27 protein-coding genes are annotated in these 23,727 nt (G+C 35.9%); 12 read left to right on the top strand and 15 right to left on the bottom strand.

Annotated elements, in window-relative coordinates; genetic code table 11:
- Positions 1–18: 18 nt before the first annotated feature.
- From CBG49_RS08270 to CBG49_RS08225, 10 genes are all read right to left on the bottom strand, one after another.
- Positions 19–1,086 (bottom strand): leucine-rich repeat domain-containing protein, encoded by a 1,068-nt coding sequence (locus CBG49_RS08270; RefSeq protein WP_157668382.1) that lies wholly within the window; start codon positions 1,084–1,086, stop codon positions 19–21.
- A 12-nt stretch (positions 1,087–1,098) separates the two neighbouring features.
- Positions 1,099–2,206, bottom strand: a protein-coding gene (prfB, locus tag CBG49_RS08265; protein WP_157668381.1) for a peptide chain release factor 2 whose coding sequence is annotated in 2 segments (ribosomal slippage) — positions 1,099–2,145 and positions 2,147–2,206 — 1,107 coding nt in all. Because the reading frame shifts where the segments join, the coding sequence is not laid out codon by codon here.
- Positions 2,207–2,295: 89 nt separating this feature from the next.
- A complete protein-coding gene (frr, locus tag CBG49_RS08260; protein ID WP_002678917.1) occupies positions 2,296–2,850 on the bottom strand; it encodes a ribosome recycling factor in 555 nt (184 codons plus the stop codon).
- A gap of 11 nt (positions 2,851–2,861) precedes the next feature.
- Entirely contained in the window at positions 2,862–3,095 is a 234-nt protein-coding gene (locus CBG49_RS08255; RefSeq protein WP_002678670.1) for a hypothetical protein, read from the bottom strand.
- The gene (locus CBG49_RS08250) at positions 3,095–3,298 is read right to left on the bottom strand and encodes a hypothetical protein (RefSeq protein ID WP_088594119.1); all 204 of its coding nucleotides are present in this window, start codon (positions 3,296–3,298) and stop codon (positions 3,095–3,097) included. Before CBG49_RS08250 ends, CBG49_RS08255 begins: the two co-directional genes overlap by 1 nt.
- 168 nt (positions 3,299–3,466) lie before the next feature.
- Entirely contained in the window at positions 3,467–4,186 is a 720-nt protein-coding gene (locus CBG49_RS08245) for a nitroreductase family protein (RefSeq protein WP_088594118.1), read from the bottom strand.
- A gap of 459 nt (positions 4,187–4,645) precedes the next feature.
- Positions 4,646–5,353: a UMP kinase gene (pyrH, locus tag CBG49_RS08240; RefSeq protein WP_088595296.1), complete on the bottom strand. Its 708-nt coding sequence runs from the start codon at positions 5,351–5,353 to the stop codon at positions 4,646–4,648.
- A gap of 150 nt (positions 5,354–5,503) precedes the next feature.
- Positions 5,504–6,073: a 5-formyltetrahydrofolate cyclo-ligase gene (locus tag CBG49_RS08235; RefSeq protein WP_088594117.1), complete on the bottom strand. Its 570-nt coding sequence runs from the start codon at positions 6,071–6,073 to the stop codon at positions 5,504–5,506.
- Positions 6,070–6,927 (bottom strand): GH25 family lysozyme, encoded by an 858-nt coding sequence (locus CBG49_RS08230; protein ID WP_088594116.1) that lies wholly within the window; start codon positions 6,925–6,927, stop codon positions 6,070–6,072. Before CBG49_RS08230 ends, CBG49_RS08235 begins: the two co-directional genes overlap by 4 nt.
- Positions 6,928–6,946: 19 nt before the next feature.
- Positions 6,947–7,756, bottom strand: coding sequence for a M48 family metallopeptidase (locus CBG49_RS08225; protein ID WP_009413601.1), 810 nt, complete (start codon positions 7,754–7,756; stop codon positions 6,947–6,949).
- A gap of 124 nt (positions 7,757–7,880) precedes the next feature.
- Here CBG49_RS08225 and udk point away from each other — a divergent pair, with 124 nt between their 5' ends.
- Both udk and CBG49_RS08215 read left to right on the top strand, forming a co-directional pair.
- On the top strand, positions 7,881–8,495 hold the full coding sequence (udk, locus tag CBG49_RS08220) for a uridine kinase (protein ID WP_088594115.1): 615 nt from the start codon (positions 7,881–7,883) through the stop codon (positions 8,493–8,495).
- Positions 8,495–8,803 (top strand): hypothetical protein, encoded by a 309-nt coding sequence (locus tag CBG49_RS08215; protein ID WP_009413599.1) that lies wholly within the window; start codon positions 8,495–8,497, stop codon positions 8,801–8,803. The genes udk and CBG49_RS08215 overlap by 1 nt, the downstream gene beginning before the upstream one ends.
- 10 nt (positions 8,804–8,813) lie before the next feature.
- Here the strand turns inward: CBG49_RS08215 and CBG49_RS08210 are convergent, their stop codons facing one another.
- Positions 8,814–9,560, bottom strand: a complete 747-nt coding sequence (locus tag CBG49_RS08210; protein ID WP_088594114.1) for a biotin--[acetyl-CoA-carboxylase] ligase — start codon at positions 9,558–9,560, stop codon at positions 8,814–8,816.
- 95 nt (positions 9,561–9,655) lie between these two features.
- Here CBG49_RS08210 and CBG49_RS08205 point away from each other — a divergent pair, with 95 nt between their 5' ends.
- The 6 genes from CBG49_RS08205 to CBG49_RS08180 all read left to right on the top strand — a co-directional run bounded on the left by CBG49_RS08205 (position 9,656) and on the right by CBG49_RS08180 (position 15,102).
- Positions 9,656–10,429, top strand: coding sequence for an alpha/beta fold hydrolase (locus CBG49_RS08205; protein WP_009413597.1), 774 nt, complete (start codon positions 9,656–9,658; stop codon positions 10,427–10,429).
- Positions 10,426–11,121, top strand: coding sequence for a peptidylprolyl isomerase (locus CBG49_RS08200; RefSeq protein ID WP_088594113.1), 696 nt, complete (start codon positions 10,426–10,428; stop codon positions 11,119–11,121). The genes CBG49_RS08205 and CBG49_RS08200 overlap by 4 nt, the downstream gene beginning before the upstream one ends.
- 4 nt (positions 11,122–11,125) lie before the next feature.
- Positions 11,126–12,238 carry a lipid-A-disaccharide synthase gene (gene lpxB, locus CBG49_RS08195; protein ID WP_088594112.1) on the top strand — a complete coding sequence of 371 codons (1,113 nt, stop codon included), beginning with the start codon at positions 11,126–11,128 and terminating at the stop codon, positions 12,236–12,238.
- Complete coding sequence (locus tag CBG49_RS08190) at positions 12,235–13,032, top strand: rhomboid family intramembrane serine protease (RefSeq protein WP_088594111.1); 798 nt, start codon at positions 12,235–12,237, stop codon at positions 13,030–13,032. The genes lpxB and CBG49_RS08190 overlap by 4 nt, the downstream gene beginning before the upstream one ends.
- Before the next feature lie 137 nt (positions 13,033–13,169).
- Positions 13,170–14,576, top strand: coding sequence for a TlpA family protein disulfide reductase (locus CBG49_RS08185; protein WP_088594110.1), 1,407 nt, complete (start codon positions 13,170–13,172; stop codon positions 14,574–14,576).
- Positions 14,577–14,580: 4 nt separating this feature from the next.
- On the top strand, positions 14,581–15,102 hold the full coding sequence (locus CBG49_RS08180; protein WP_009413591.1) for a DUF7935 family protein: 522 nt from the start codon (positions 14,581–14,583) through the stop codon (positions 15,100–15,102).
- 61 nt (positions 15,103–15,163) lie between these two features.
- Here the strand turns inward: CBG49_RS08180 and miaA are convergent, their stop codons facing one another.
- The 4 genes from miaA to CBG49_RS08160 are packed head-to-tail and all read right to left on the bottom strand — an operon-like array spanning position 15,164 to position 18,842.
- Positions 15,164–16,075 carry a tRNA (adenosine(37)-N6)-dimethylallyltransferase MiaA gene (gene miaA / locus CBG49_RS08175; protein ID WP_193433061.1) on the bottom strand — a complete coding sequence of 304 codons (912 nt, stop codon included), beginning with the start codon at positions 16,073–16,075 and terminating at the stop codon, positions 15,164–15,166.
- Complete coding sequence (locus CBG49_RS08170; RefSeq protein WP_088594109.1) at positions 16,059–16,904, bottom strand: ion transporter; 846 nt, start codon at positions 16,902–16,904, stop codon at positions 16,059–16,061. Before CBG49_RS08170 ends, miaA begins: the two co-directional genes overlap by 17 nt.
- Before the next feature lies 1 nt (position 16,905).
- The gene (locus CBG49_RS08165) at positions 16,906–17,565 is read right to left on the bottom strand and encodes an alpha/beta hydrolase (RefSeq protein ID WP_009413588.1); all 660 of its coding nucleotides are present in this window, start codon (positions 17,563–17,565) and stop codon (positions 16,906–16,908) included.
- 29 nt (positions 17,566–17,594) lie between these two features.
- Entirely contained in the window at positions 17,595–18,842 is a 1,248-nt protein-coding gene (locus tag CBG49_RS08160) for a dihydroorotase (protein ID WP_088594108.1), read from the bottom strand.
- Positions 18,843–19,040: 198 nt separating this feature from the next.
- On the opposite strand from CBG49_RS08160, the gene purE reads away from it, so the two are divergent.
- From purE to ung, 4 genes are read left to right on the top strand one after another with little or no spacing between them, the layout of a single operon-like run.
- Entirely contained in the window at positions 19,041–19,526 is a 486-nt protein-coding gene (gene purE, locus CBG49_RS08155) for a 5-(carboxyamino)imidazole ribonucleotide mutase (protein ID WP_009413586.1), read from the top strand.
- Complete coding sequence (guaA, locus tag CBG49_RS08150; protein ID WP_088594107.1) at positions 19,519–21,066, top strand: glutamine-hydrolyzing GMP synthase; 1,548 nt, start codon at positions 19,519–19,521, stop codon at positions 21,064–21,066. The genes purE and guaA overlap by 8 nt, the downstream gene beginning before the upstream one ends.
- 45 nt (positions 21,067–21,111) lie before the next feature.
- Complete coding sequence (locus CBG49_RS08145) at positions 21,112–23,040, top strand: LysM peptidoglycan-binding domain-containing protein (RefSeq protein ID WP_088594106.1); 1,929 nt, start codon at positions 21,112–21,114, stop codon at positions 23,038–23,040.
- On the top strand, positions 23,040–23,705 hold the full coding sequence (ung, locus tag CBG49_RS08140) for a uracil-DNA glycosylase (RefSeq protein WP_088594105.1): 666 nt from the start codon (positions 23,040–23,042) through the stop codon (positions 23,703–23,705). The genes CBG49_RS08145 and ung overlap by 1 nt, the downstream gene beginning before the upstream one ends.
- Positions 23,706–23,727 lie beyond the last annotated feature (22 nt).

Below are 23,727 nucleotides of genomic sequence, written 5' to 3'. Positions count from 1 at the left end.
GAATTTCTTTGTTCATTATCAACTTTCATCTGGTATTATCCAAAGTGCAATATCTCGTTTCTCTATTTCATCTATTATTTTTAGAACCTTATGTTTTTCTATTTCTAATACTTTTAAATTCTTAATAAGCGATATATCATCTATTTCTTTGATAAAATCATTGTCAAACAAACAGAGCTTTTTTAAATTTGGCAATTGCTCTAAGCCTTCTAAACTTTCTATTTCGGAGCCATAACTCACATCCAAATGCTCAAGAGACTTCAACTTGCTAAACGGAAGAAAGTTTTTAAAAGGACAAGATAGCATCTCAATATATTTTAATTTTTTGCATACCTCCAAGCCATCAAAAGTTTGTTGATCATCATAATAAGTATGAATAGCATACAATTCTCTCAAATTAGGGGTATTTTTGAGTGAATAGAAATCAAAACCTTTCAATTTTATATGTAATTTTTTGAGCTTAGGCAATGCAACATCTATTTCTTTAAGATGTTCAGCATCCAATTTCTCAAGCAAAGGAATATAAGCTCCTTTCAAACTATTAACTGAATAAGGCAATACCAACTCCCGTAAAGAAGGTAAATATACATCTTTTAAACTATCTGTTTCAAAACTTCCTATGGCTAAACTCCTCAGAGAAGGCAAATGAGCCTCTGCCAACGAATATACATAAGGATTTTCTTCTGGATAGTTTCGATTAGAAATAGTCAATTCTTTTAAAGAAGGTAACTGAAGAAATTGACAAAATCGCTTTGATTGGATAATGCTATCAGAAATATATAATTCCTTGAGCTTTTTAAATTCAGTAAGTGCACTCAAATCATCTAAAGCGCACCTCAAAAAATTTATACTTTTTATAGTATCAGCAAAAGGCAAAAAATCATCAAATGATTTTATATCCTTATCCATAAAAAATAATTCCACAGGTATTCCTCTGTATAATCGTATGAAATTGTCATACCCTTGATGGGAATAAATGATTTTTAAATTGTATTTGTCGGTAAAATAGCTGTACATAAATAGATGTATTATTAAAAAATACTTTGCCAAAGGTTTTATAGCCTGTTGTGCTACAACCTTTGGCAAAGTTATATTCTATTAATCAGTATCGCCCGTGCGACTTGTGCCCATAAGCATTAAGTAGGCTTTAAGAAATTCGTCGAGTTCGCCGTTCATTACGCTATCTACATCAGTAGATTCGTAATTAGTGCGTACATCCTTCACGAGTTTATAGGGGTGCATCACATAGTTGCGTATTTGCGAACCCCACTCTATCTTCATCTTGCCTGCCTCTATCTCATCGCGTTTAGCCTGACGCTTTTTGAGTTCTATCTCATACAACTGCGATTTGAGCAATTGCAACGCCTTGTTTTTATTATCAAGCTGACTGCGGGTCTCGGAGTTCTCAATAATAATTCCCGTAGGGTGGTGACGTAAGCGCACTGCTGTCTCTACTTTGTTTACATTCTGCCCGCCTGCTCCACTCGAGCGCATTGTCTCGAAAGTAATATCGGCAGGGTTGATTTCTATTTCAATAGTATCATCTGCCAGCGGGTATACATATACCGAGGCAAATGAGGTATGGCGTTTAGCATTGCTATCAAAAGGTGAAATGCGCACCAAGCGATGTACACCATTCTCTCCTTTGAGATAACCAAAAGCATATTCACCTTCAATTTCAATAGTAACTGTTTTAATACCTGCTACATCACCTTCTTGAAAGTTGAGCATCTTTACCTTATACTTTTGGTTGTTGCACCACATTGTGTACATTCGCAAGAGCATTGAAGCCCAGTCGCAACTTTCAGTACCGCCTGCTCCTGCAGTAATTTGTAGTACAGCACTCATCGCATCGCCTTCATCAGAGAGCATATTGCGAAATTCCAATGCCTCAATAGCGTGTAGGGCTTGTGCGTATTGCTGGTCTACCTCGTCGGCTGTAGCTTCACCTTCTTTAAAGAAGTCGAGCAACACCTCCACATCCGAGGTAAGACTTTCAGCTTCCTCATAATCTTCTACCCATTTCTTTTGAGTGCGAAGTTCACGCATCACCTTTTCAGCCTCTTTGGCATTATCCCAAAAGTCAGGTGCAAAAGTCTTCTCTTCTCCGTTACTTATTTCAATACGTTTAGCATCTATGTCAAAGATACCTCCTTAACGCACCTAGGCGATTCACTAAATCCTTAACTTGTTCGTTATTTGTCATTTCTTATTACTTATTATATTACTATACCCTATCTCCTAAATCCTATCCCCTCTTATCTCTTACCTCTTACCTCTTACCTCTTACCTAACCTAAACTTTCAGTATCTCAGCTTCTTTTGCAGCTAATACTTCCTCTACCTTTTTGATGTATTTATCGGTGAGTTTTTGTACACGTTCTTCGGCATCTTTCTTGATATCGTCAGAAGTTTCTACTTTTTTGATTTCTTTGTTGGCATCTTGTCGAGCATTGCGCACACTGATTTTAGCATCTTCGCCTTCACCTTTAGCTTGTTTTACAAGTTCACGACGACGTTCTTCGGTAAGTGGTGGAACAGTGATAATCACCATTTCGCCATTGTTCATTGGGTTAAAGCCTAAGTTAGCTATCTGGATAGCCTTCTCAATAGGTTGAATCATTTTCTTTTCCCAAGGCTGAATAGAAATGGTACGTGAGTCGGGAGCTGACACGTTAGCTACCTGACTAAGAGGGGTTTGCGCTCCGTAATAATCTACCATTACGCTGCTTACCATTTGCGGACTTGCCTTACCTGCACGAATATTGCCCAAAGCCTTGTCCAAGTGTTGCAATGCCTCTTGCATCGCCTCGTTTGTAGTGTCTAAGATAATATTAATTTCTTCGTTCATTGTATATTGTTTTATTTATTAGTATTAGTTTTATTAGATAATAACTTTTTAATTTTCATTTGTAGATTATTGTTCTTCTTATAAAAGAAGAAAATACCTACAATCAATAAAATTGTCAATAATGGTTGTATAATCACAAACAAATAGATGTTCACTGCTTCATAAGTAGTTCCAAAAGAATCTGCTAATAAATACAAGCCTTCCACTGCAAGGTCAAAACATCTATGTAATAGATTTTGTTCCATTAGCATTGTGCTTCTAATTGTTTAATAAAGCGCTTTTTCTTTCTGTATTGCACGTATTTAACTACAAAAAGTAGCAAAAGAGCAATATTTACCATAGGCATTAGAAAAATAAAGACAATAGCATTCACTTCTTTATAGGTAAACCCTGTGAAATTTGCCAATGATTGCATTACTTCACAACACCAATTGAATAATACTTTCATTAATCATTTTAACCATTAATCATTAACCATTAATTATCAACCATTAATCATTAACCATTAACCATTAACCATTAATCATCAACCATTAATCATCAACCATTAATCATTAACCATTAACCATTAATCATTAATCATTAACCATTAATCATTAACCATTAATCATTGTCCTTATTTCTTCTTGTATATTTCTTCAAAAGGCAGTCTAAAGCGTTCTCCCCGAATGCCTTGATCTTCACGCAGTCCACAAGATACGAGCATATTCACTTCTGCTCCATAAGGCAGGTGTAATATCTTTTTTACGCGTCGGCTGTCAAAGCCTTCTATAGGGCAGGTGTCATAGCCTGCTTCTGCCATTGCCAGCATAAAGGTTTGCGCTACCAATCCGCAACTCTTGTGTACATTCACCCGCATATCACTTTCAGAAACGAGTTGCATCATAGGGTGAAACCAACTGCTAACTACCCCAAAAGTCTTGCGCAAAAGACCCAAAAGACCAAAACACCTGCCAAAGAGAAAAGGCATCAGCTGGTTGTAAAACTTCTCTTGTTCCTTGATGCGCTTGGCTTGTTTCTCTGGCGGACTATTGCGCTGTATATTACCGCGTTCAAACTCTAAAACCTTCTTGGCGTGCAGACGGTGTTTGTCTTGTCGGGTAACGAATACTACCATTTGCTGTGCTGTAGTAGCCGTTTGCTGGTCAAGGCAAGCGTGTCCCAGTTTTTTGAGTAGTTCCTTATCGGTGATGTGATAAACTTCATACAACTGCATATTATACGTGGTAGGAGCCAGAGTAGCCAATTTAAGGCACTCCCGCACCTTCTCTTCACTAATAGGCGTAGGAGCGTAATAACGCACCGCCCTTCTAAAATCTAAAATGTCTTTTAACATATTGTTTATTTAACGTGAGTTGTTACAGAATGATGAGAAACTCATAGGGTTTGGAGCTTTATAAGGGGCTCCGAGTTACTTATCACTACACTTTGCCAAAGGTCGTAGCACGACAAGCAATTATAAACTTTGGCAAAGTTTATATCAAAATCTAATCATTAATCATTAATCATTAACCATTAACCATTAATCATTAACCATTAATCATTAATCATTAATCATTAATCATTAATCATTAACCATTAACCATTAATCATTAACCATTAATCATTAACCATTAATCATTAACCATTAATCATTAACCATTAATCATTAACCATTAATCATTAACCATTAACCATTAACCATTAACCATTAACCATTAATCATTAACCATTAATCATTAACCATTAATCATTAACCATTAATCATTAACCATTAATCATTAACCATTAATCATTAACCATTAATCATTAACCATTAATCATTAACTACGGTTCCTACATTTTCCCCTGCTACTACTTTAGCGAGATTGCCTTTTTTGTTCATATCAAATACAATAATAGGCAAATGGTTCTCTTGGCTAAGAGTAAAAGCCGTCATATCCATTACTTTAAGGTTTTTATCAATACACTCATTAAAAGATATATGATCAAACTTCACTGCATCAGGGTTTTTCTCAGGGTCTGCAGTATAGATACCATCTACGCGAGTCCCTTTGAGGATTACATCCGCATTGATTTCAATAGCGCGAAGTACGGCTGCCGAGTCAGTTGTAAAGTAAGGATTACCAGTTCCTGCCCCAAAGATAACTACACGCCCTTTCTCTAAGTGGCGTACAGCACGACGTTTGATAAAAGGCTCAGCGATAGCTTCCATCTTAATGGCTGTTTGCAAACGGGTGAAGATACTTTCATCTTCCAACGCACTTTGTAGAGCGAGCGAGTTGATAACAGTCGCAAGCATTCCCATATAGTCGCCTTGCACCCTGTCCATACCATTGCTGGCACCTGCTACCCCACGAAAGATATTCCCGCCACCAATCACGATAGCTACTTCTACTCCTTGTTTTACTACCTCTTTTATCTCGGTAGCGTATTCTTTTAATCGAGCAGGGTCAATACCGTACTGGCGACTCCCCATAAGAGCTTCCCCACTGAGTTTAAGTAAAATTCTTTTATATTTCATTTCAATTGACAATTGACTTAATTCACTAATTTTGAGGGCAAAAATAAAGAAAATAAGAGTATTACACAAATTATTTAGAGGATTTATAGAACACTTTGTCAAAGACTTAGAGCTTTAATAAAGCTTCTATAAGTCGAAAACAACTGATAATCATTTAATTGTTATAATTTTTTCTGGGGTTGCTATATGTGTAAGACGAACATCTGTAGGAAGGAAAATAGACGAAAAATTCTCTTCAGGTAAAAAAAATGAAAGCCCTATTTTAAGAGTTTCTGGACGGCATTCTGCTAAAAATCGGTCATAGTAGCCTCCTCCGTAACCTATACGATTACCATAGAGGTCACAAGTGAGAAGAGGGACAAACACTACTTCTATTTTATGTGCAGAAATAGCAATTCCATCTTTAGGTTCTGGCACTCCCCAACTATTTGTTTGTAAAAGAGTGTCTTTAGTAAATGGTATAGAAGTAAGAGTTCGCGTTTCGGAGTTCATTTTTGGCACCACTACTTGTTTGTTTTTCTGGTAAAGAAGTTGTAGAATAGGAGTTGTATCAACCTCATTGAGTTCTTTAATAGATAGGAATAGGTGATAACAATTATACCCCCATATATCGCATATTGAAAGTTGTTGAGCAATTTGTAGGCTCATCATTTCTCGCTCAGCTACCGATAAGGCTGTGCGTTTTTGTTTGTAGAGTTGCCGTAATTCTTTCTTGGTCATTTGATTAAAAGGGATTGTATTTCGGTAATGTCTCCATTGAAAACATTGAAGTCTATCTTCACTTTAGCCCCTGCGGTAATGCCATTTTCAGTAAATTGCCACATCTTCCAAGTAAATACCGAGGTAGGCACTGATACATTGTTGTAATTAGCTACCCAAAGAGGATAACTCTTAAAAGTAGGGTACAAATAATCTTCATAAAAACTAATATAGGTATAAAGTATAGGTTTGCGTTTATAGCGTTTTTCAACGAGGTCTAACCACGTTTGTATATCTTTAAGGAATTGTTCTTTTGTTTTTTTCTTGGGCAACTGTTCTACATCTAATATAGGTAGGAAATCACCCTTTTCAAGCGTAGAGTTTTTGAGGTAAGATTGAGCTTGTAACACAGGATCTTCATCGGGACGATAGTAGTGATAAGCCCCTCGTATCAGTTGATGTTTTTTAGCTTCCTTCCAAAAGTGAATGAAGTTTTTATCGGTAGCTTCGTTGCCCATTGTCGCCCTAAAAATAGTAAATTGCAAGGGGTAACGAACTGTTTTGTTTTTGATGTAAAGGCTATCCCATTGTATTTCATCGCGTTCCTGATAGTGAGAAAGGTCAATACCGAATACTTTGTCGTAATACAAACTCACTATGCGTTCAATACGCGCACTCTCATAAGTAGAATTCATTTTGCGAGAAGTGAGTTTATTGAGGATTTTTTGGTAAAGGGCTGGATAATAGTTTCTAATATAAAAAGCACCTCCTACCCCCAACAACAAAAGACACGCTAAAAATACACTTAAGTATTTGAAAGCGTTAGACTTTTTTCTTCTGAGGGCACGAGGTGCCTTTCTGTGTTTTTTTCTCATTTATATGATAGAGAGGTTATTATTTTATAGGTGTTTTAGGTAGGGTTACCTCTCCAGGGTCTTTCCAAAGACCATCTTTAATAGCGCGTTTTTTAGCAGCTTCAGCACGTTTTTCGCTATCGGGGTGTGAACTCATCATTTTCTGAAATTTGCTTCGAGTGTCACCCCCTGAAAGTAAAGCCATTTTTTTGAATGCAGTGTAAACTGCTACTACGTTATAACCGTGTTTTTTCATAAAGTTATAAGCGTATTCATCAGCTTGTGATTCTTGCTTTTTACTATGTTTAGCATCAAGCATAGCATTAGCCATCTCTCCAAGTTCGGTGTCGCTCAAAGCTCTCACTGCTCCTGAAGCTGCTCCTGCAGCATCTTGGGCTGCTGCACGCATATAAGCTGATTTAATAGCATCTTTAGTATCTTCATTTTTCACGTGACCTATTTCGTGACCAATGATTGCCAAAAGTTCATCATCAGTCATCAAATCCATCAATGAAGAGAATACACGCACACTACCATCAGCACAAGCAAAAGCGTTGATATCAATCACGTGATACACTTTGTAATTAAGGTTGAGTCCATCTTCGCTCTTGTGCTTGCCAAAAAGGCGATTTAAACGCTTGGTATAAGGACTTTTACTATCGGTTACTGGATTGTGCTTATCCATCCATTCTACCGATTCTTTCGAAAGTTTTTTAGCATCTTCGTTGCTAAAAGCAAGTGCTTGAGCGCCTTTAGAAACAGCGCTTGCAGCCTTTCCTAAATTAATTTTCTGAGCTTGGCAAAAACCAAATACTCCTACGCATAACGCAGTTAAGATAATTTTTTTCATCGAAAAATTCTTTTTAATTAATGCGACAAATGTAATACTTTTTTAATACACTACAAAATGTTTCTCATTTTTTTATTTTTTTAATCCCCTCTTTTTTACTAATTTTGCCGCAAAATTTGAAAAAATGCTTATCATAGGAATTACAGGCGGTACTGGTTGTGGTAAAACTACCGTTGTTAATCAAATAATTAAAGAACTTTCTGGCGAAGAAGTAACCGTTATCTCACAAGATTCTTACTATAAAGACTTGAGTCATTTATCGTTTGCCGATCGCACTAAAATAAATTTTGACCACCCCAATTCTATAGATTTTGAATTGCTAAAAGAACACCTTTTGGCTCTCAAAGAAGGTAAATCTATTAAAAGTCCTACCTATTCGTTTGTAGAACACAACCGCACTCCCGAAACTGTTTTGGTAAACCCTACAAAAGTGGTAATTGTAGAAGGCATTCTCATCTTTGCCCATCCTGATATTCGCCAATTATTTGATATTAAAATTTTTGTCCATGCCGACTCCGATGAGCGACTTATCCGCCGTATTAAACGTGACATTACTGAACGCGGCAGAGATGTGAGCGAAGTACTCAACCGTTACCAAACTACTCTCAAACCTATGCACCTCGAATTTATAGAACCTGCTAAAGAATTTGCCGATATTATTATTCCTAACAATCGCCGCAATACTGTAGCTATAGAAATCCTCAAAACTCTTGTTCACAATCGTATTTTTCAACAATAATGAAAAAAACAGCTAATTTTTCGTCTATTTTCAAAGGATACAAAAAATACCTCGTCGTAGGGGGGGTATTTACTATCTATATGCTTTTTTTTGACAATGCTTCCTTTTTGGTACATCGGAATATGAACAGTGAATTAGACAAACTCACACGACAAAAACAATTCTTACAAAAAGAAATTGAAAGAGATAAAAAAGAATTAGAAGCCCTCTATACTGATGAAGGTAAAGAAAAATTAGGACGTGAAGTGTATTATTTAAAACATGACGATGAAGAAGTTTTCATCATTGAATATGACACCATTAATTAGGTGTTAGAAATTAGTACAATAATTCTATCTGTTTGAGAGAAAATTTTTTAATTACCTCTTCAGTTGCTACTATCAACTCTCCCATAGAAGTAACACCTTTTATAATTCCCATAAAATGTATTCCTTCAGGCAACCTAAAAGTTGATACTTTTTCTAAACGAAACAAATACTTTCTGTATACATTATATATCTCCTCAAAGGAAATTTTCTCTATTACTCTTAATTTTTTCTCTAAATTACTAACAATGCGCTTCATTAGCTGTTCTATATCTAAATCCTTCTTGACAATATTTTTCAATGAAGAAGCTTTAGGCAAGCCTTCAAACTCTATTTGATTCACATTCAACCCTATACCTATGACACTCTTAGCTATTTGTTGCCCTTGTAATACATTTTCTATCAGTATTCCTCCTATTTTTTTATTATTAATTAAAATATCATTAGGCCATTTGATGCAAGGCTTTTCAGTGAATAAATGTTCTCTTAAAACATCTTCTACTACCCTCGCCACAGCTATAACAACCGACATATTTAGCAAAAAAGCGTGCTGTAACAATAGCTTTTTAGGGATAAAAAGCGTACTAAAAGTAAGATTTTGATAAGGCTCTGTTTGCCATTTTGCCCCATACTGTCCTACCCCTGCCGTTTGTTGGGGCGTCCACACAGTGAGAAAGTTAGGTAAAGAGGTTTCAGAATGTACGAGCTCTTTAAGATAGCGATTTGTAGAATCTATAGTTTTTAATTTGATAATATTCATAGCGCAAAAGTATAAATAATTTGTCAATTTATCAATTTGTTTATTAGTAAATTAAAAAAATATTACTACTTTTGTCCTCTCTATAATTTTTTAAAATGAAAACACCTATTTCTTACTATACTTTACAAGGTAATCTCTCTAACAAAACACTTGTATTTCTTCACGGTTTCTTAGAAGATAGTACTGTGTGGAATGCACTTTCTAAATCGCTTTCTGATACTTATAAAATATTATGTATAGACCTTTTAGGACACGGAAAAACCCCTACTATTGCCCCCGTACACACTATGGAAATGATGGCTGATGAAGTAAAAGCTGTTTTAGACTATGAGAACATTTCTAAATGTATCTTAGTAGGACACTCTATGGGAGGCTATGTTGCACTTGCTTTTGCTGAGCGTTTCCAACAAAATATTGAAGGTTTAGTATTGCTCAACTCTACTCCCCTACCCGACTCTGAAGAAAAAAAAGCCAATCGCGACCGTGTATTGAAAGTTATTGAAAAAGAAAAAGAACTATTTGTACGTACAGCTGTTACTAATTTGTTTAGCGAAAAAAACCGCACTACAATGACAGTTGCTCTACAACAACTCATCAACATTGGTATCACAACACCTAATGAGGGGATTGTAGCCGCTTCTTTAGGAATGAAAGAGCGCCCCGATCGTACCTCAGTACTTCAACATCTTTCAGCTAAAAAACTCTTTATCTTAGGAAAAGAAGACACTTTAATTCCCTACCAAGAAATGACAGTTTTAGGCGAATCTATAGGAATGCAAAGTGCTGTATTAGAGGGCGGACATCTGGTATATATTGAAAACGAAGCAGCTACCATAGAGGTATTGCGTAACTTTATGAAACAAATATGAGAAAATACTTATTATTGATAGGAATATTGACTGTAGCTTGTAACGAGCCTTCACCTAAAACAACTACTACACAAAGTAGTACAACAACTTCAAAAGACACTACAACAACTGTTGCAGAAGAAAAGTTAGCTCCTGTAGAAACACTCACTACTGATAATGTAATCCCCTTTCTCAATCAATATGAGAAAGAAAACAAAGAGCGTTTTGTACGCATCATTACCGATTATGGAAACATCGACATTGAATTGTTTAACGAAACTCCCTATCACCGCGCTAATTTTATCTTTCTCACCAAGCAAAAATATTTTGACGGCACTGTTTTTCACCGAGTGGTAAAAAATTTTGTCATACAAGGAGGCAATTCCGAAACTTGGGAAATAAGCCGTCGGAGAGCTGCCATAGGGTCTTATTTATTACCTCCAGATACCAAAAAAGGTTTCAAACACCATCGTGGCATTGTTTCTATGCCTAGTAGCGACATCGACAATCCACACCAATTCGCTTCACCCTATGAGTTTTTTATCGTAGTACAAAAACCTGGTGCATATCATTTAGACGATAACTATACGGCTTTTGGTAAAGTAATAGCAGGTATGGACGTGGTAGATAAAATCAATCAAGTACCTACCGAAGGTAAAGATGATTGGCCTACTAAAGATATCAAAATGAAAGTAATAATCCTTAATAAATAAACAAATGAAATACTATATTATCGCTGGAGAAGCATCGGGCGACTTGCACGCTGCTAACTTAATGAAAGCCCTTTTTGCTAAAGACCCTCAAGCAAACTTTCGATTTTGGGGAGGCGATCGTATGCAAAACGTGGGAGGTACCCTAGTAAAACACTACAAAGATCTTGCCTTTATGGGTTTTTTAGAGGTATTGCTCAACTTGCGCACTATCCTCAAAAACATTAGTTTTTGTAAGAAAGATATCTCTGAATTTAAACCCGATATACTCATTTTTATAGATTATCCTGGGTTCAATATGCGTATTGCCAAATGGGCTAAACAGCAAGGCATCCCTACTCATTACTATATATCTCCTCAAATATGGGCGTGGAAAGAAAATCGCATCAAAGCCATCAAACGCGATGTAGATGCTATGTACGTGATTTTGCCTTTTGAAAAAGACTTCTATGAAAAGGAACATCAATACCGTGTACATTTTGTAGGACATCCCCTCCTTGATGCCATTGCTCAACGACAAGAAGTAGATGAGGTTACTTTTAAAGCTGAAAACGGCTTAGACCATCGTCCTATTATAGCCTTACTCCCTGGGAGTAGGAAACAAGAAATTGCTAAAATGCTAAAGATAATGCTCTCTATAGTAGACGACTATCACCAATATCAATTCGTAATTGCAGGCGCTCCTTCTATTGACTATCACTTTTACCAACGCTTTATCAAAGAGGAAAACGTACATTTTGTAAGCGGAAAAACCTACGATTTACTATCAATTTCGTATGCTGCTTTGGTAACCAGTGGTACAGCTACCCTTGAAACAGCCTTATTGAACATTCCCGAAGTAGTATGTTACAAAGGAAATTGGATTTCTTATCACATCGCTAAACGTATTATCAAACTAAAATATATCTCATTAGTGAATCTCATTATGGATAAACCGGTTGTAACCGAACTAATTCAAGGAGACCTTACTAAAAAGAACCTGAAGATAGAATTAGATAAACTCTCTACCTATCGCCACCGATATGAAGTATTTAAAGACTATGTTCAACTTAGAGAGAAATTAGGAGGTGAAGGTGCTAGTGAAAAAACAGCATCACTCATACTAAAACAACAACAATGAATTCCTTATCACAAAAATTCAATACCGCTAATAAAGTGATTATATTCACACTAATAGCTTTTGGTATCACCCAAGGGTTAGTATATGGAGGAATATTCTCTCAATCACAACTGAACCAATGGCTGTGTGTACCTCAACAAATATCCCTATTTTTAGAACGACCTTGGACACTGCTCAGTTATGCTTTCTACCACGTGAATATAGAACATTTGTTTTGGAATATGCTTTTTTTGTTCTTCTCTGGACACATATTTTTCCGTCTTTTCAAAGCTAAAACTTTCATAAGCGTTTATTTTTTTAGTTTGATAGGAGGAGGTATTGCATTTTTATTATGGGGTTATATCACTCCCGAAATAGCTAACAACAAAGCCTTGTTAGGAGCTTCGGCAGCTGTTATAGGTCTTTTGTTCTTCGTAATTACTATTTTCCCCTCATATAAAATATATGTCTTTAGTTTTAGAATCCGATTATTGTTTTTCCTTCTCGCCCTTATATTATTTGATTGTATAGATATTTCTAATAATTTTGGAGGAAAAATAGCCCATTTTGGAGGAATTTTAAGCGGAATATTAGTCGGTTTTAGTTATAAACACCTCTTTTCTCCCAAGAAAAGCCCCAATACTCTTTCTACACCTTCTATTATAGAACCTCAAACGTCTCATATATCCGAAAACCAAAGAATTAAACAACACCAAATTCAAAAATTATTCAACAAAATTAATACCAGTGGCTATGATAGCCTTACCGACGAAGAAAAAAAATATCTTTTTCAAGCCACTAAAGAAAATGAGTAATTGTATGTTAAAAAATATCTATAAAAGTTAATCAATGTTAATATTTCACATTGACTATTTATTTAACATGCTTTTAACTTTTTAGATTAGATAGTTTTTGTACTTTTGCCACAAATAGTTGAATGATTTTTTGATTTATGATGATGAGAAAACTTTTATTATTAACCCTTATCATTACCTTAGTAGGCTGTAAAAAACAACCTACAAATAGTACTTTTTTTACAGGTTTCTTTCCAAACTCTAAAGATTCATTAGTGGTTTTATATGCTAATGATACTCCTATTGACACCACCTTCCTGAACAAAGATAAGAACTTTACTTTCTCTTTAAATATCAAAGAAAGTAAATTGTATAATTTTGAAATAGGAGGAAAATATCAATATGTATTTTTAGAACCTTTGGATAGTTTAGTGGTTTATGCTAATACTTTGCGTTTTGAGGAGAGTATTTCTTTTTCAGGAAAAGGATCGGCTATCAATAACTTTTTGCTTTCACAGCTAAGTAACATCGATATCCAAAGTGATGAATTGAAAAAATATCATTCCCTCCCCCCTATAACATATAAAGAAAAAATTGATTCCATTTTGATAATAAAGAAAAAAGAGTGTGATAATTTTATAAAAAATCATCCTTATCTCTCTGAAAAAGCTAAAAATATAGCCTTAGTGAGCAGTATATTCCCTCTCTATAAAGAGATTGAAATATATCCATTTATATATCAAGATAAGAATAAAAATCTTACAAACCACCTTTTACCCTCTGATTTCTACAACTATAGGAAACAAATTGACTATAATAACTCCTTTTTAGAATACTACCGACCTTATTATAGCTATATGGTAATGTATGTAAATAACTTAGCCTTCACAAAGTACACTCACAACAATAGTACCTTAGTAGATCTAAACCGAGAGTTAGGTTTTCACTTAGAGAAAATTAAAATTATTGATAGCTTGTTTAATAAAGGAAGTTTGAGAGATAATCTATATCGAAATGCCGCTTATGCTTATATCTTTAACATTCAAGAACATGCTCAATATCAAGATTATTTTGATAAATTTGCAAAGTATAATAAGGATAATGAACACAAAGCTGAATTAGATAAAGTGTTTAAAAATGTAATCGCTTTGCAAGCTGGACAAATCCCCCCCGATTTCGATTTGATAGACACCAAAGGCTCTCTCACTAAGTTTTCAGCAATACAAAAACCCGAAGTAACCATATACTACTTTTGGTCAGTAAACCAAAGAGAACTCTCTAACTTGATTTTTAATAGAATCGCTCAACTGAAAAGTCTATTCCCTAATGTAAAATTCGTTGGTATTGATATAGGGCAAGATAAAAACCAATGGCGCAAGAGAATTTCTGAAAATCAATGGACAGACCAATATCACTCCATCAACTTTATGGATTTGTCTCAGAAATTCCTTATCAACAATATCAATAAATCAGTAATTATAGATAAAAACGGGCGTATCATATCAGCTTTTGAAGATATATTCAGCCCTAACTTAGAAAAAATTTTATTGTATAAAGCATCTTAAATTTATGTCTGACCAAATTGTCAATTTCATTATGTATTGTATCCCTGCGCTTATTGTAGGGGCTATTGCTTTCTATTTCTTTAGAATGCACATTCAAAACGAGGATAGAAAACGTTTTTTCTTACTACAACAAGAAAACCAAAAATACGCTTTACCTATCCGTTTGCAGGCTTATGAGCGTATGACACTCTTCTTGGAACGCATTGCTCCTCAACAACTCTTTTTGCGCATCCCTCCCCACAACTTTTCTAAACAAGAGTACGAAATACTTCTCGTGAATTCTATAGATGAAGAGTTTGAACACAATTTGGCACAGCAAATATATTTAAGCGGACAATTGTGGCAAATCATCAGAACAGCTAAAATAGCTACTATTCATATAATTCGGAAAGCTGCTCATAATGATGAACTAAAAGATTCACAAGCAATGGTAGAGGGTATATTTAAAGAGTTTGCCGAAAAAGCAACTCCATCAGCTAATGCATTAAGCCACTTAAAAGAAGAAGTAAAACAATTTTTAAGATAAAATTGTCACATAATTAAACGTTATAGAATTAGCCAAAGTTTTTTTACTTTGGCTATTTTTCTTACAAATCAACTAATTGACTAATTGACAAATTATCTAATTGGCTAATTTCAAACCAATGAATATCTTTATTCTTACAAAACCAAGTGTATTGTCGCTTTGCAAAACGCCGTGTATTTTTCTTAATTTCTTCGATAGCAAAATCTAAAAATGTTTTTCCTTCAAAAAAATCAAATAATTCTCTATATCCCACTGTTTGTAAGGCATTGAGTTCCTTATAAGGGAAAAGCCTTTGAGCCTCTATCAATAATCCATTTTCAAGCATTAGTTCTACTCGATCGTTGATGCGATTATACACGACTTCTCGTTCGGCAGTAAGTCCAATAGTGATATTTGTAAAATCTCTAAGAGTTTCCTTTCTATTTAAAAAAGATGAATAAGGTTTACCTGATGCTATACACACTTCCAAAGCTCGCATCATTCGTTGTGGATTTTGAATATCCATTCGTCCGTATTGAATTGGATCTAAATCCTTGAGTTTTGTTTGCAAATAGGCAATTCCTTGTGCTTGATAGTGTGCATCCAATTCTTTTCTAATTTCAGTAGAAACTTCAGGAAAATCATCTAATCCATAAAGCACCGCATCAGCATAAAGTCCACTTCCTCCCACCATTATCACTACATCGTGTTGTTGGAAAAGCTCAGAGAGCAAAGTAATAGTATCACGTTCAAAATCGCCCACTGAGTAAGGGTCAAATATCGATTTGTGTTGTATAAAATGATGTTTCACTTGGGCTAATTCTTCAGCTGAAGGAACAGCAGTACCTATGCTCATCTCTTTGAAAAACTGACGAGAATCACAAGAAATAATTTCTGTACCAAAGTATAAAGCTAAGTTTATCGCCAAACTCGTTTTGCCTATGGCTGTAGGCCCTATTATAGTGAGAAGTGTTTTCTTATTTTTTATCGGCATCTGTTATAGGTTCATTCAGTGGTGAGCCACATTGGTTACAATATTTTGCTTCAGGAGGATTTTGAAAGTTACAGTGTTTGCAGCGTCGATGCTGGGTTTTCATTTTGGTATATTCAGCAGTAACAATACCTGTGGGCACTGCAATGATACCATACCCCAGAATCATTATAAGCGAAGCTAATATTTGTCCTAAGGTAGTTGCAGGAGCTATATCGCCATAGCCTACGGTAGTCATTGTAACAATACACCAATAAATACTACGAGGAATACTTGTAAAACCATTTTCGCGCCCTTCTATCACATACATCAGTGACCCCAAAAGCACACATATCACCGATACAAAATAGATAAAAATAATAATCTTATTTCTACTAGTACGCAATGCCATTTTCAATTCTTCGCCTTGGTTCATAAAGCTCACCAAATCTAAAATACGAAAAATTCTAAGCAAACGCAATGCACGTGTTACCGATATAGCCTTAGCACCAGAAGTAATGAACGACAAGTACATAGGTAATATAGAAATCAAATCAATAATACCATAAAGGCTGAAAATATAACGATAAGGTTTTTTGTTAGTAATAATTCTTAAAACATATTCCATTGAGAAGAAAACAGTAATCACCCACTCCATAAACACGAGTACCCCGTGCAAGTGTTCATTTACTCCTTGCACCGTTTCAAGCATTACCATTATCACACTGATAACAATCAGAGCCAATAACACTAAGTCAAACAACTTGCCTAAAGGTGTGTTAGTGCCATAAATAATGATATAAGCTTTCCGTTTGAAAAGTTCGTATTTAGCGTTGAAAATCTTTTTATCCATACTATTGCTCGGTAAGCCAATCACGGAAAGAATAAAAGTTTTGTGGTGATACACCGTGTCCTATAGGAAATTCTTCGTACTTGTATTTAATACCAAGATTCTTTAAAAATTCGGGAGTTTGTCGTGCCCATTCCACTGGAATCACTTGATCGCTCGCACCGTGTGATACATAAAAACGAGTAGCTGAGTGATTCTCACGTGCATAACCTTCCTTTAAAATCTCTTTATTCACATATCCACTAAGCGCAATTACATTGCGTATTTTCTTAGGATAAGAAAGTGCTATTGCCATACTGAGTATACTTCCTTGACTAAAACCTAATAATGTAATATTCTTGTTATCTAAATCATATAGCTTGCAAAGCTCTTCTATACATTGCATAATAAGATCACGTGAAGCTATTGCTTGTTCATTATCACTAAAATTTTCTTGTTCAGTATCAAAATTAATCATATACCAAGCATAGCCAAAAGTTACCAAATGATAAGGTGCTCTAAAAGAGATAATCATATATTCAGCTGGTAGAGCATCGGCAAAAGAAAAAAGATCTTCTTCATTGCTTCCATAGCCGTGTAACATAAAGATTACAGGCGGACGTTTAGTCCTCACTTGAGGTTCTCTAACAATATATTCTAATGGGATTTTTTTGTTGTTGCTCATTTTAATTATAAGTTTTCTTTTTGTAGTTTCTAATTCAATACCAACTGATTACGAGCTATTACACCTATAACTTTTCCTTTCATTGTCTCGCCTATAAAAGCACTGTTTTTAGAAGCCGACAAAATATCATTTATTGTAAAAACTGAAGAGCCTTCGGGAGTAAATAAAGTCATATCAGCAGAAGTCCCTTCAATAATAGGTGTAGAAGGAATGCCAAAACGTTTGCGAGCTGAAGTAAGTAATTGTATAGATCGTTCTATAGAAGTATATTGGGTAAGAATTCCAAAAGCATTCTCTAATCCTATTGTACCAAAAGCCGCCCAGTCAAACTCTTTAAATTTCAATTCTATATCTAATGGATTATGGTCGGAAGTAACAAAGTCTATCACTCCCTCGTTCAAAGCCTCTCTAAGTGCTTGTACATTAGCAGTATCACGTAAAGGAGGTAATACTTTGTAGTTAGTATTAAAATTCTCTAACACTTCATCTGTAAAATGCAAGTTATGTATTGCTACACTGCAACTTACATCTAATCCTTTAGCTTTGGCTTCTCTAATTAAGGCAACCGACTTTGCAGTGGAAATTGTTGGAATATGCAATTTACCCCCTGCATATTCTAATACAGCTAAATCGCGTGCAACCATAAGTTCTTCAGCCAAAGCAGGAATTCCTTTCAGTCCCAAACGAGTAGCTTCAATATGTTCATTCACCACTCCTTTGCCCATAATTTTAGTATCATTAGGGAAGGAAATTACAATACCTCCAAAGGGTTGGGTATATTGTAAGGCTATTTTTAACAAATTACTATTGCTAATAGCTTTTTTATAATCGCCAAAAGCCACTGCTCCTCCTTTTTTCATATCAAAAAGCTCAGCAAGATACTCGCCTTTACTCTCTATGGTAAGTGCCCCAATAGGATGAGCTGTTGCAGCACAATGAGCAGTTTTATTCTTTATATATACTACCCCCGACTGACTATCCACTACAGGATGCGTGAGTGGATTGATTAACAAATGAGTAAAACCACTTTTCTCTGCTGTACGCATCCCATTAGCTAAAGTTTCTCGTTCTTCAAACCCTGGCTCTCCAAAACAAACACTACTATCTGTCCATCCTTGTGAAATATAAATATTCTCTAATACTTGCATTTCATTAGTAAGGGGAATAGATGCACTAACTTGCTGAATAACACCTCCCGAGATAAGAATATCTCTAACTTTATTGTGATAGGCACTTTCTGGATCAATAATCCGTGCTGATTTTAATAGAATATCCATAGTGGCTTTTTAGGCTTTCATAAATTTTATGGCAAAGGTACAAATTAATTAACAATTAACAATCAACAATTAACAATTTTAACAATTAAGATTAAATGAACCATCTAACTCATCATATAGTTTAATATGCAACTTGCTAATCGACAAATTTGCTAATTGACAAATTATTCGTATCTTTGCCCGAAAAAATATAAATATATGAAAGTAGCTGTGGTAATGGGAAGCAAAAGTGATTTACCCATAATGCAAGACGCTATTGATGTTCTTAAAAACTTTGGTATTACAACAGTTGTAGATATAGTATCAGCACATCGCACCCCCCAGAAACTGATGGATTTCAGCACAAATGCTCATAAAAATGGTATTCAGGTAATTATTGCAGGAGCAGGAGGCGCAGCTCATCTGCCTGGTATGGTCGCCGCTATGTCACCACTACCTGTAATAGGGGTACCTGTAAAGAGCAGCAACTCTATTGATGGTTGGGACTCTATCCTTTCTATTTTGCAAATGCCAAATGGAGTCCCCGTTGCTACTGTAGCTTTGAATGCTGCTAAAAATGCAGGCTTATTAGCCGTACAAATATTAGCAAGTGCCAATGCTGTACTTTTACAAAAAATGATTGATTATAAAGAAAGTTTGAAACAAGCAGTACTCACTGCTGCCGCAACCCTTAACGATGAATAACAACACTTTTCAAGGCTCACGCCTTTTATTATTAGATTTTGGGTCACAATACACTCAGCTTATCGCTCGCCGAGTGCGTGAATTAAATGTGTATTGCGAAATGCACCCTTATAACCACTTACCCGAGAATCTAAGCGATTTCTCAGCTGTAATACTCTCTGGTTCTCCCTATTCAGTGCGAAGTGCAGAAGCCTTACACCCCGATTTATCAGCATTGAAAGGTAAAATGCCACTTTTAGCTGTATGCTATGGAGCTCAGTATTTAGCACACTTTGGCGGTGGTGAAGTAGCTCCTTCTAACATACGAGAATATGGTCGTGCTCACCTCTCTTATATAAAACCTGAAGAACCTCTTTTTGAAGGAATTGCTGAAGGAAGTGTTGTATGGATGAGTCATAGTGACACTATCAAACAATTGCCTATTGGTGCAATCTGTTTAGCAAGTACTCCTGATGTAACAAATGCCGCTTATCGCATAGAGGGTGAAGAAACTTACGCCATCCAGTTTCACCCCGAAGTAACCCACTCCGCCGATGGTATGAAGCTATTAGCTAACTTTCTTTTCAAAATAGCAAAATTCATCCCTAATTGGACATCCGACAATTTTGTAGAAATGACAGTTGCCCAACTGAAAACTCAAATAGGTAATGAAAAAGTTATCTTAGGATTATCGGGAGGGGTAGACTCAACGGTAGCCGCTGTATTGCTTAACAAAGCCATTGGGAAACAATTGCATTGTATATTTGTAAATAATGGACTTTTACGTAAGAATGAGTTTGAGAGTGTTTTGAAACAATATGAGGGTATGGGATTGAACGTAAAAGGTGTAGATGCTTCAACTCGTTTTCTCTCTGCCTTAGCAGATAAAACCGACCCTGAAGAGAAACGCAAAACTATCGGACGTGTTTTTATTGAAGTATTTGACGATGAAGCACACAAAATAACCGACGCCCAATGGTTAGCACAAGGCACTATTTATCCCGATGTGATTGAATCTCTATCTGTAAAAGGACCTTCTGCCACTATCAAATCTCATCACAATGTAGGAGGTTTGCCCAATTATATGAAACTGAAAGTAGTAGAGCCTTTGCGTATGCTCTTCAAAGACGAGGTGCGTCGCGTAGGTCGCAGTTTAGGTATTAGTGACGAGCTCTTAGGGCGACACCCTTTCCCAGGTCCTGGTTTGGCCATCCGCATTTTAGGCAACATTACTGCAGAAAAAGTAGCTGTTTTGCAAGAAGTAGATGCCATATTCATCAATGCACTAAAAGAGTACAACCTTTACAACAAAGTGTGGCAAGCAGGAGCAATCCTCTTACCTATCAATAGTGTAGGGGTAATGGGCGATGAACGTACTTACGAACGTGTAGTAGCCTTGCGCGCTGTAGAAAGTATAGATGGTATGACTGCTGATTGGGTAGATTTGCCTTATAAATTCCTCCAAAAAGTATCTAATGATATCATCAACAAAGTGAAAGGCGTAAACCGCGTAGTGTACGACATCAGTAGCAAACCGCCCGCCACTATTGAATGGGAATAAAACAATTAATAGTTAAACAAATTAATAATTAAATCATAAGCCATTATGAAACGTTTTTTAACACTAACCACCTTACTATGCATTACCTTAAGCTTTGCACAGCAAAAACATACCGCAAGTAATTACGAAAGTATTGAAAGCATCGCTAAAATTTATCGCCTTTCACCTGCCGATATTCTCAAACTCAATCCTGGAATAAAAGAGGGTATCCAGAAAGGTGTAACTATCAACATTCCTACAAGTAAGGTAAAGCACTACAGCACCCAGCGCCCCGTAGGCTTTACCTCTCATTTGGTGAAATCAGGAGAAACTTTCTTTGGTCTTTCGCAAAAATACAACATTTCTATAGACGATTTGAAACGTTATAATTTAGACCTTTACACACGCGAACTTCAAGAAAATGAACGTATCACTATTCCTCTTTTCAACAAAACAAATGATATGGTACAAAAAGGTATACAAGGACAAAAACGCTATGTGGTAAAACCTCAGGAAACCTTGTGGAAAATTGCTAAAAACCACAATGTAAGCGTTGAAGAATTGGAACGTATCAACAAAAAAGAAAAAGGATTTAACCCTAATAACATAAAAGAAGGTCAAGAAATATGGGTGCCCGCATCAGCTGTAGATAGCTCTGAACCCGAAGTACCTACACGTCCTGCAACCAATAAAGAATTAGTGCTTTACCTCATAGAAAAAGGTGAAGGTTTTTACAGCTTAGAACGCAAATTCGGCTTATCACAATCTGATATTGTAAAACTAAACCCTACGATGAAAGATGGTCTAAAAAGCGATGCTCAAATATGGATCCCTAAAGAGAATTACGATCGCTATAAAAATACACCTTTTACTAGTACCCCTAATTACGATTTTGAAAACTCTAACAACACTTTACGCTCAACTTCATCTCCTAATAATGTAAAAGAAATCAGCTATATCTTACCTTTCAAAGTAGCTGATATAGGATCTACAAACAAAGCCGCTGCCCTAAAAGCACGCCTTACTGATAATAAAATCACACCCGTCGCTACTGATTTTTATTCTGGTGCGCTCATCGCTTTGGATTCTCTCCAAAAAATGGGATACAAGTTCAAAGTAAATGTTTATGATAGTGAAGGTGACATCAAAAAGATTACTTCTAATGCAAACATACAAAACTCACAAGTGGTAATAGGTCCTTTTACTACCAAATCCTTTAATGCTGTAGCCGAACTAATTACCAACAACAAAACTGCGGTATTAGCTCCTTTAGCTAACAAGAACATTGTGTTAAATCCTAATGTATATCAAACCTTACCTTCTGACGAAGTACAACAAAATCAAATGATTAACTACCTCAACAAGAATTATTCTGATGAGAATATGATTATCTTAGCCGATAGCAAAAACACAGGTTTGCGCGACAAATTAGAACGTGCATTTCCAAACGCCAAAGTAGTAACAGAAATGTCAGCAAATGGATTCGCTAATGCATTGAACTACAGCAAAGAAAATGTAGTATTGTTACAATCTAACGATATAGGTTATGTGTCATTAGCAGTACGCTTATTACACAACGCTTTGAAAGTGAAAAAAAACAATGCCCACCCTAAAATTATATTAGCAACAGTAGAAAAAGGTAATGTATTCGATTCAAACAGTTTGTCTAATAATCAACTTTCCGATTTGCACTTCACCTACCCTACTGTAAACAAATACTCTAATGGTAGTGATAGTTTTTCAGTCCGCTATCAAAAAACTTATGGCATTTTACCTAATAAATATGCTATCCGTGGCTTCGATCTAACTATGGACGCTGTATTGCGTTTAGGAGTATCTGGTAACTTAAATAGTACCAATACCCGTATAGGTGAAACCTCATTCTTAGAGAACAAGTTTGCCTACCTCAAAAACTCTTATAAAGGAGGAGGATATGAAAACCAAGGCGTTTACATTGTTCAGTACGACAATATGGAAATCAAAGAAGTAAAATAATGAATGTACAAATAGATTCAAGTTGGAAGTCGGTATTACAGGAAGAATTTAATAAGCCATATTTCAGTCAGCTCACCGATTTTGTAAAGAAAGAATATGCCGAAAATATCTGTTATCCCAAAGGAAAGCAAATATTTTCGGCTTTCGACCATTGTCCGCTGGACAAGGTGAAAGTAGTTATCATCGGGCAAGACCCCTATCACGGCGAAGGGCAGGCAAACGGTTTGTGTTTTTCAGTACACGATGGCATTGCCCACCCACCTTCACTTATCAATATTTTTAGGGAAATAGGGCAAGATTTAGGTACCTCCTACCCTATCAGTGGCAATTTGGAGCGCTGGGCATCGCAAGGAGTTTTGCTGCTGAACGCCACTCTCACCGTAAGAGCCAACGAAGCAGGTAGTCACCAAAATCAAGGTTGGGAAACATTCACCGATGCTGTTATTAAAGCTGTTTCAGCACATTGTAATAATGTAGTATTTATGTTATGGGGAAGCTATGCTAAAAAGAAAGCTAACCTTATTGATAGTTCCAAACACTGCATACTCACTTCTGGCCATCCTTCACCTTTGAGTGCTAATAGAGGACATTGGTTTGGTAACAAACATTTCAGCAAAGCTAATGCCTACCTTACATCTGTAGGTAAGGAAGCCATAAACTGGTAATTAGATAGTATTAAAAGATAAG

This window comes from Capnocytophaga endodontalis (genome assembly GCF_002209445.1).
In the GTDB taxonomy this organism is placed as follows: Bacteria; Bacteroidota; Bacteroidia; order Flavobacteriales; family Flavobacteriaceae; genus Capnocytophaga; species Capnocytophaga periodontitidis.
This window is presented reverse-complemented; position numbering and strand designations above follow the sequence as displayed.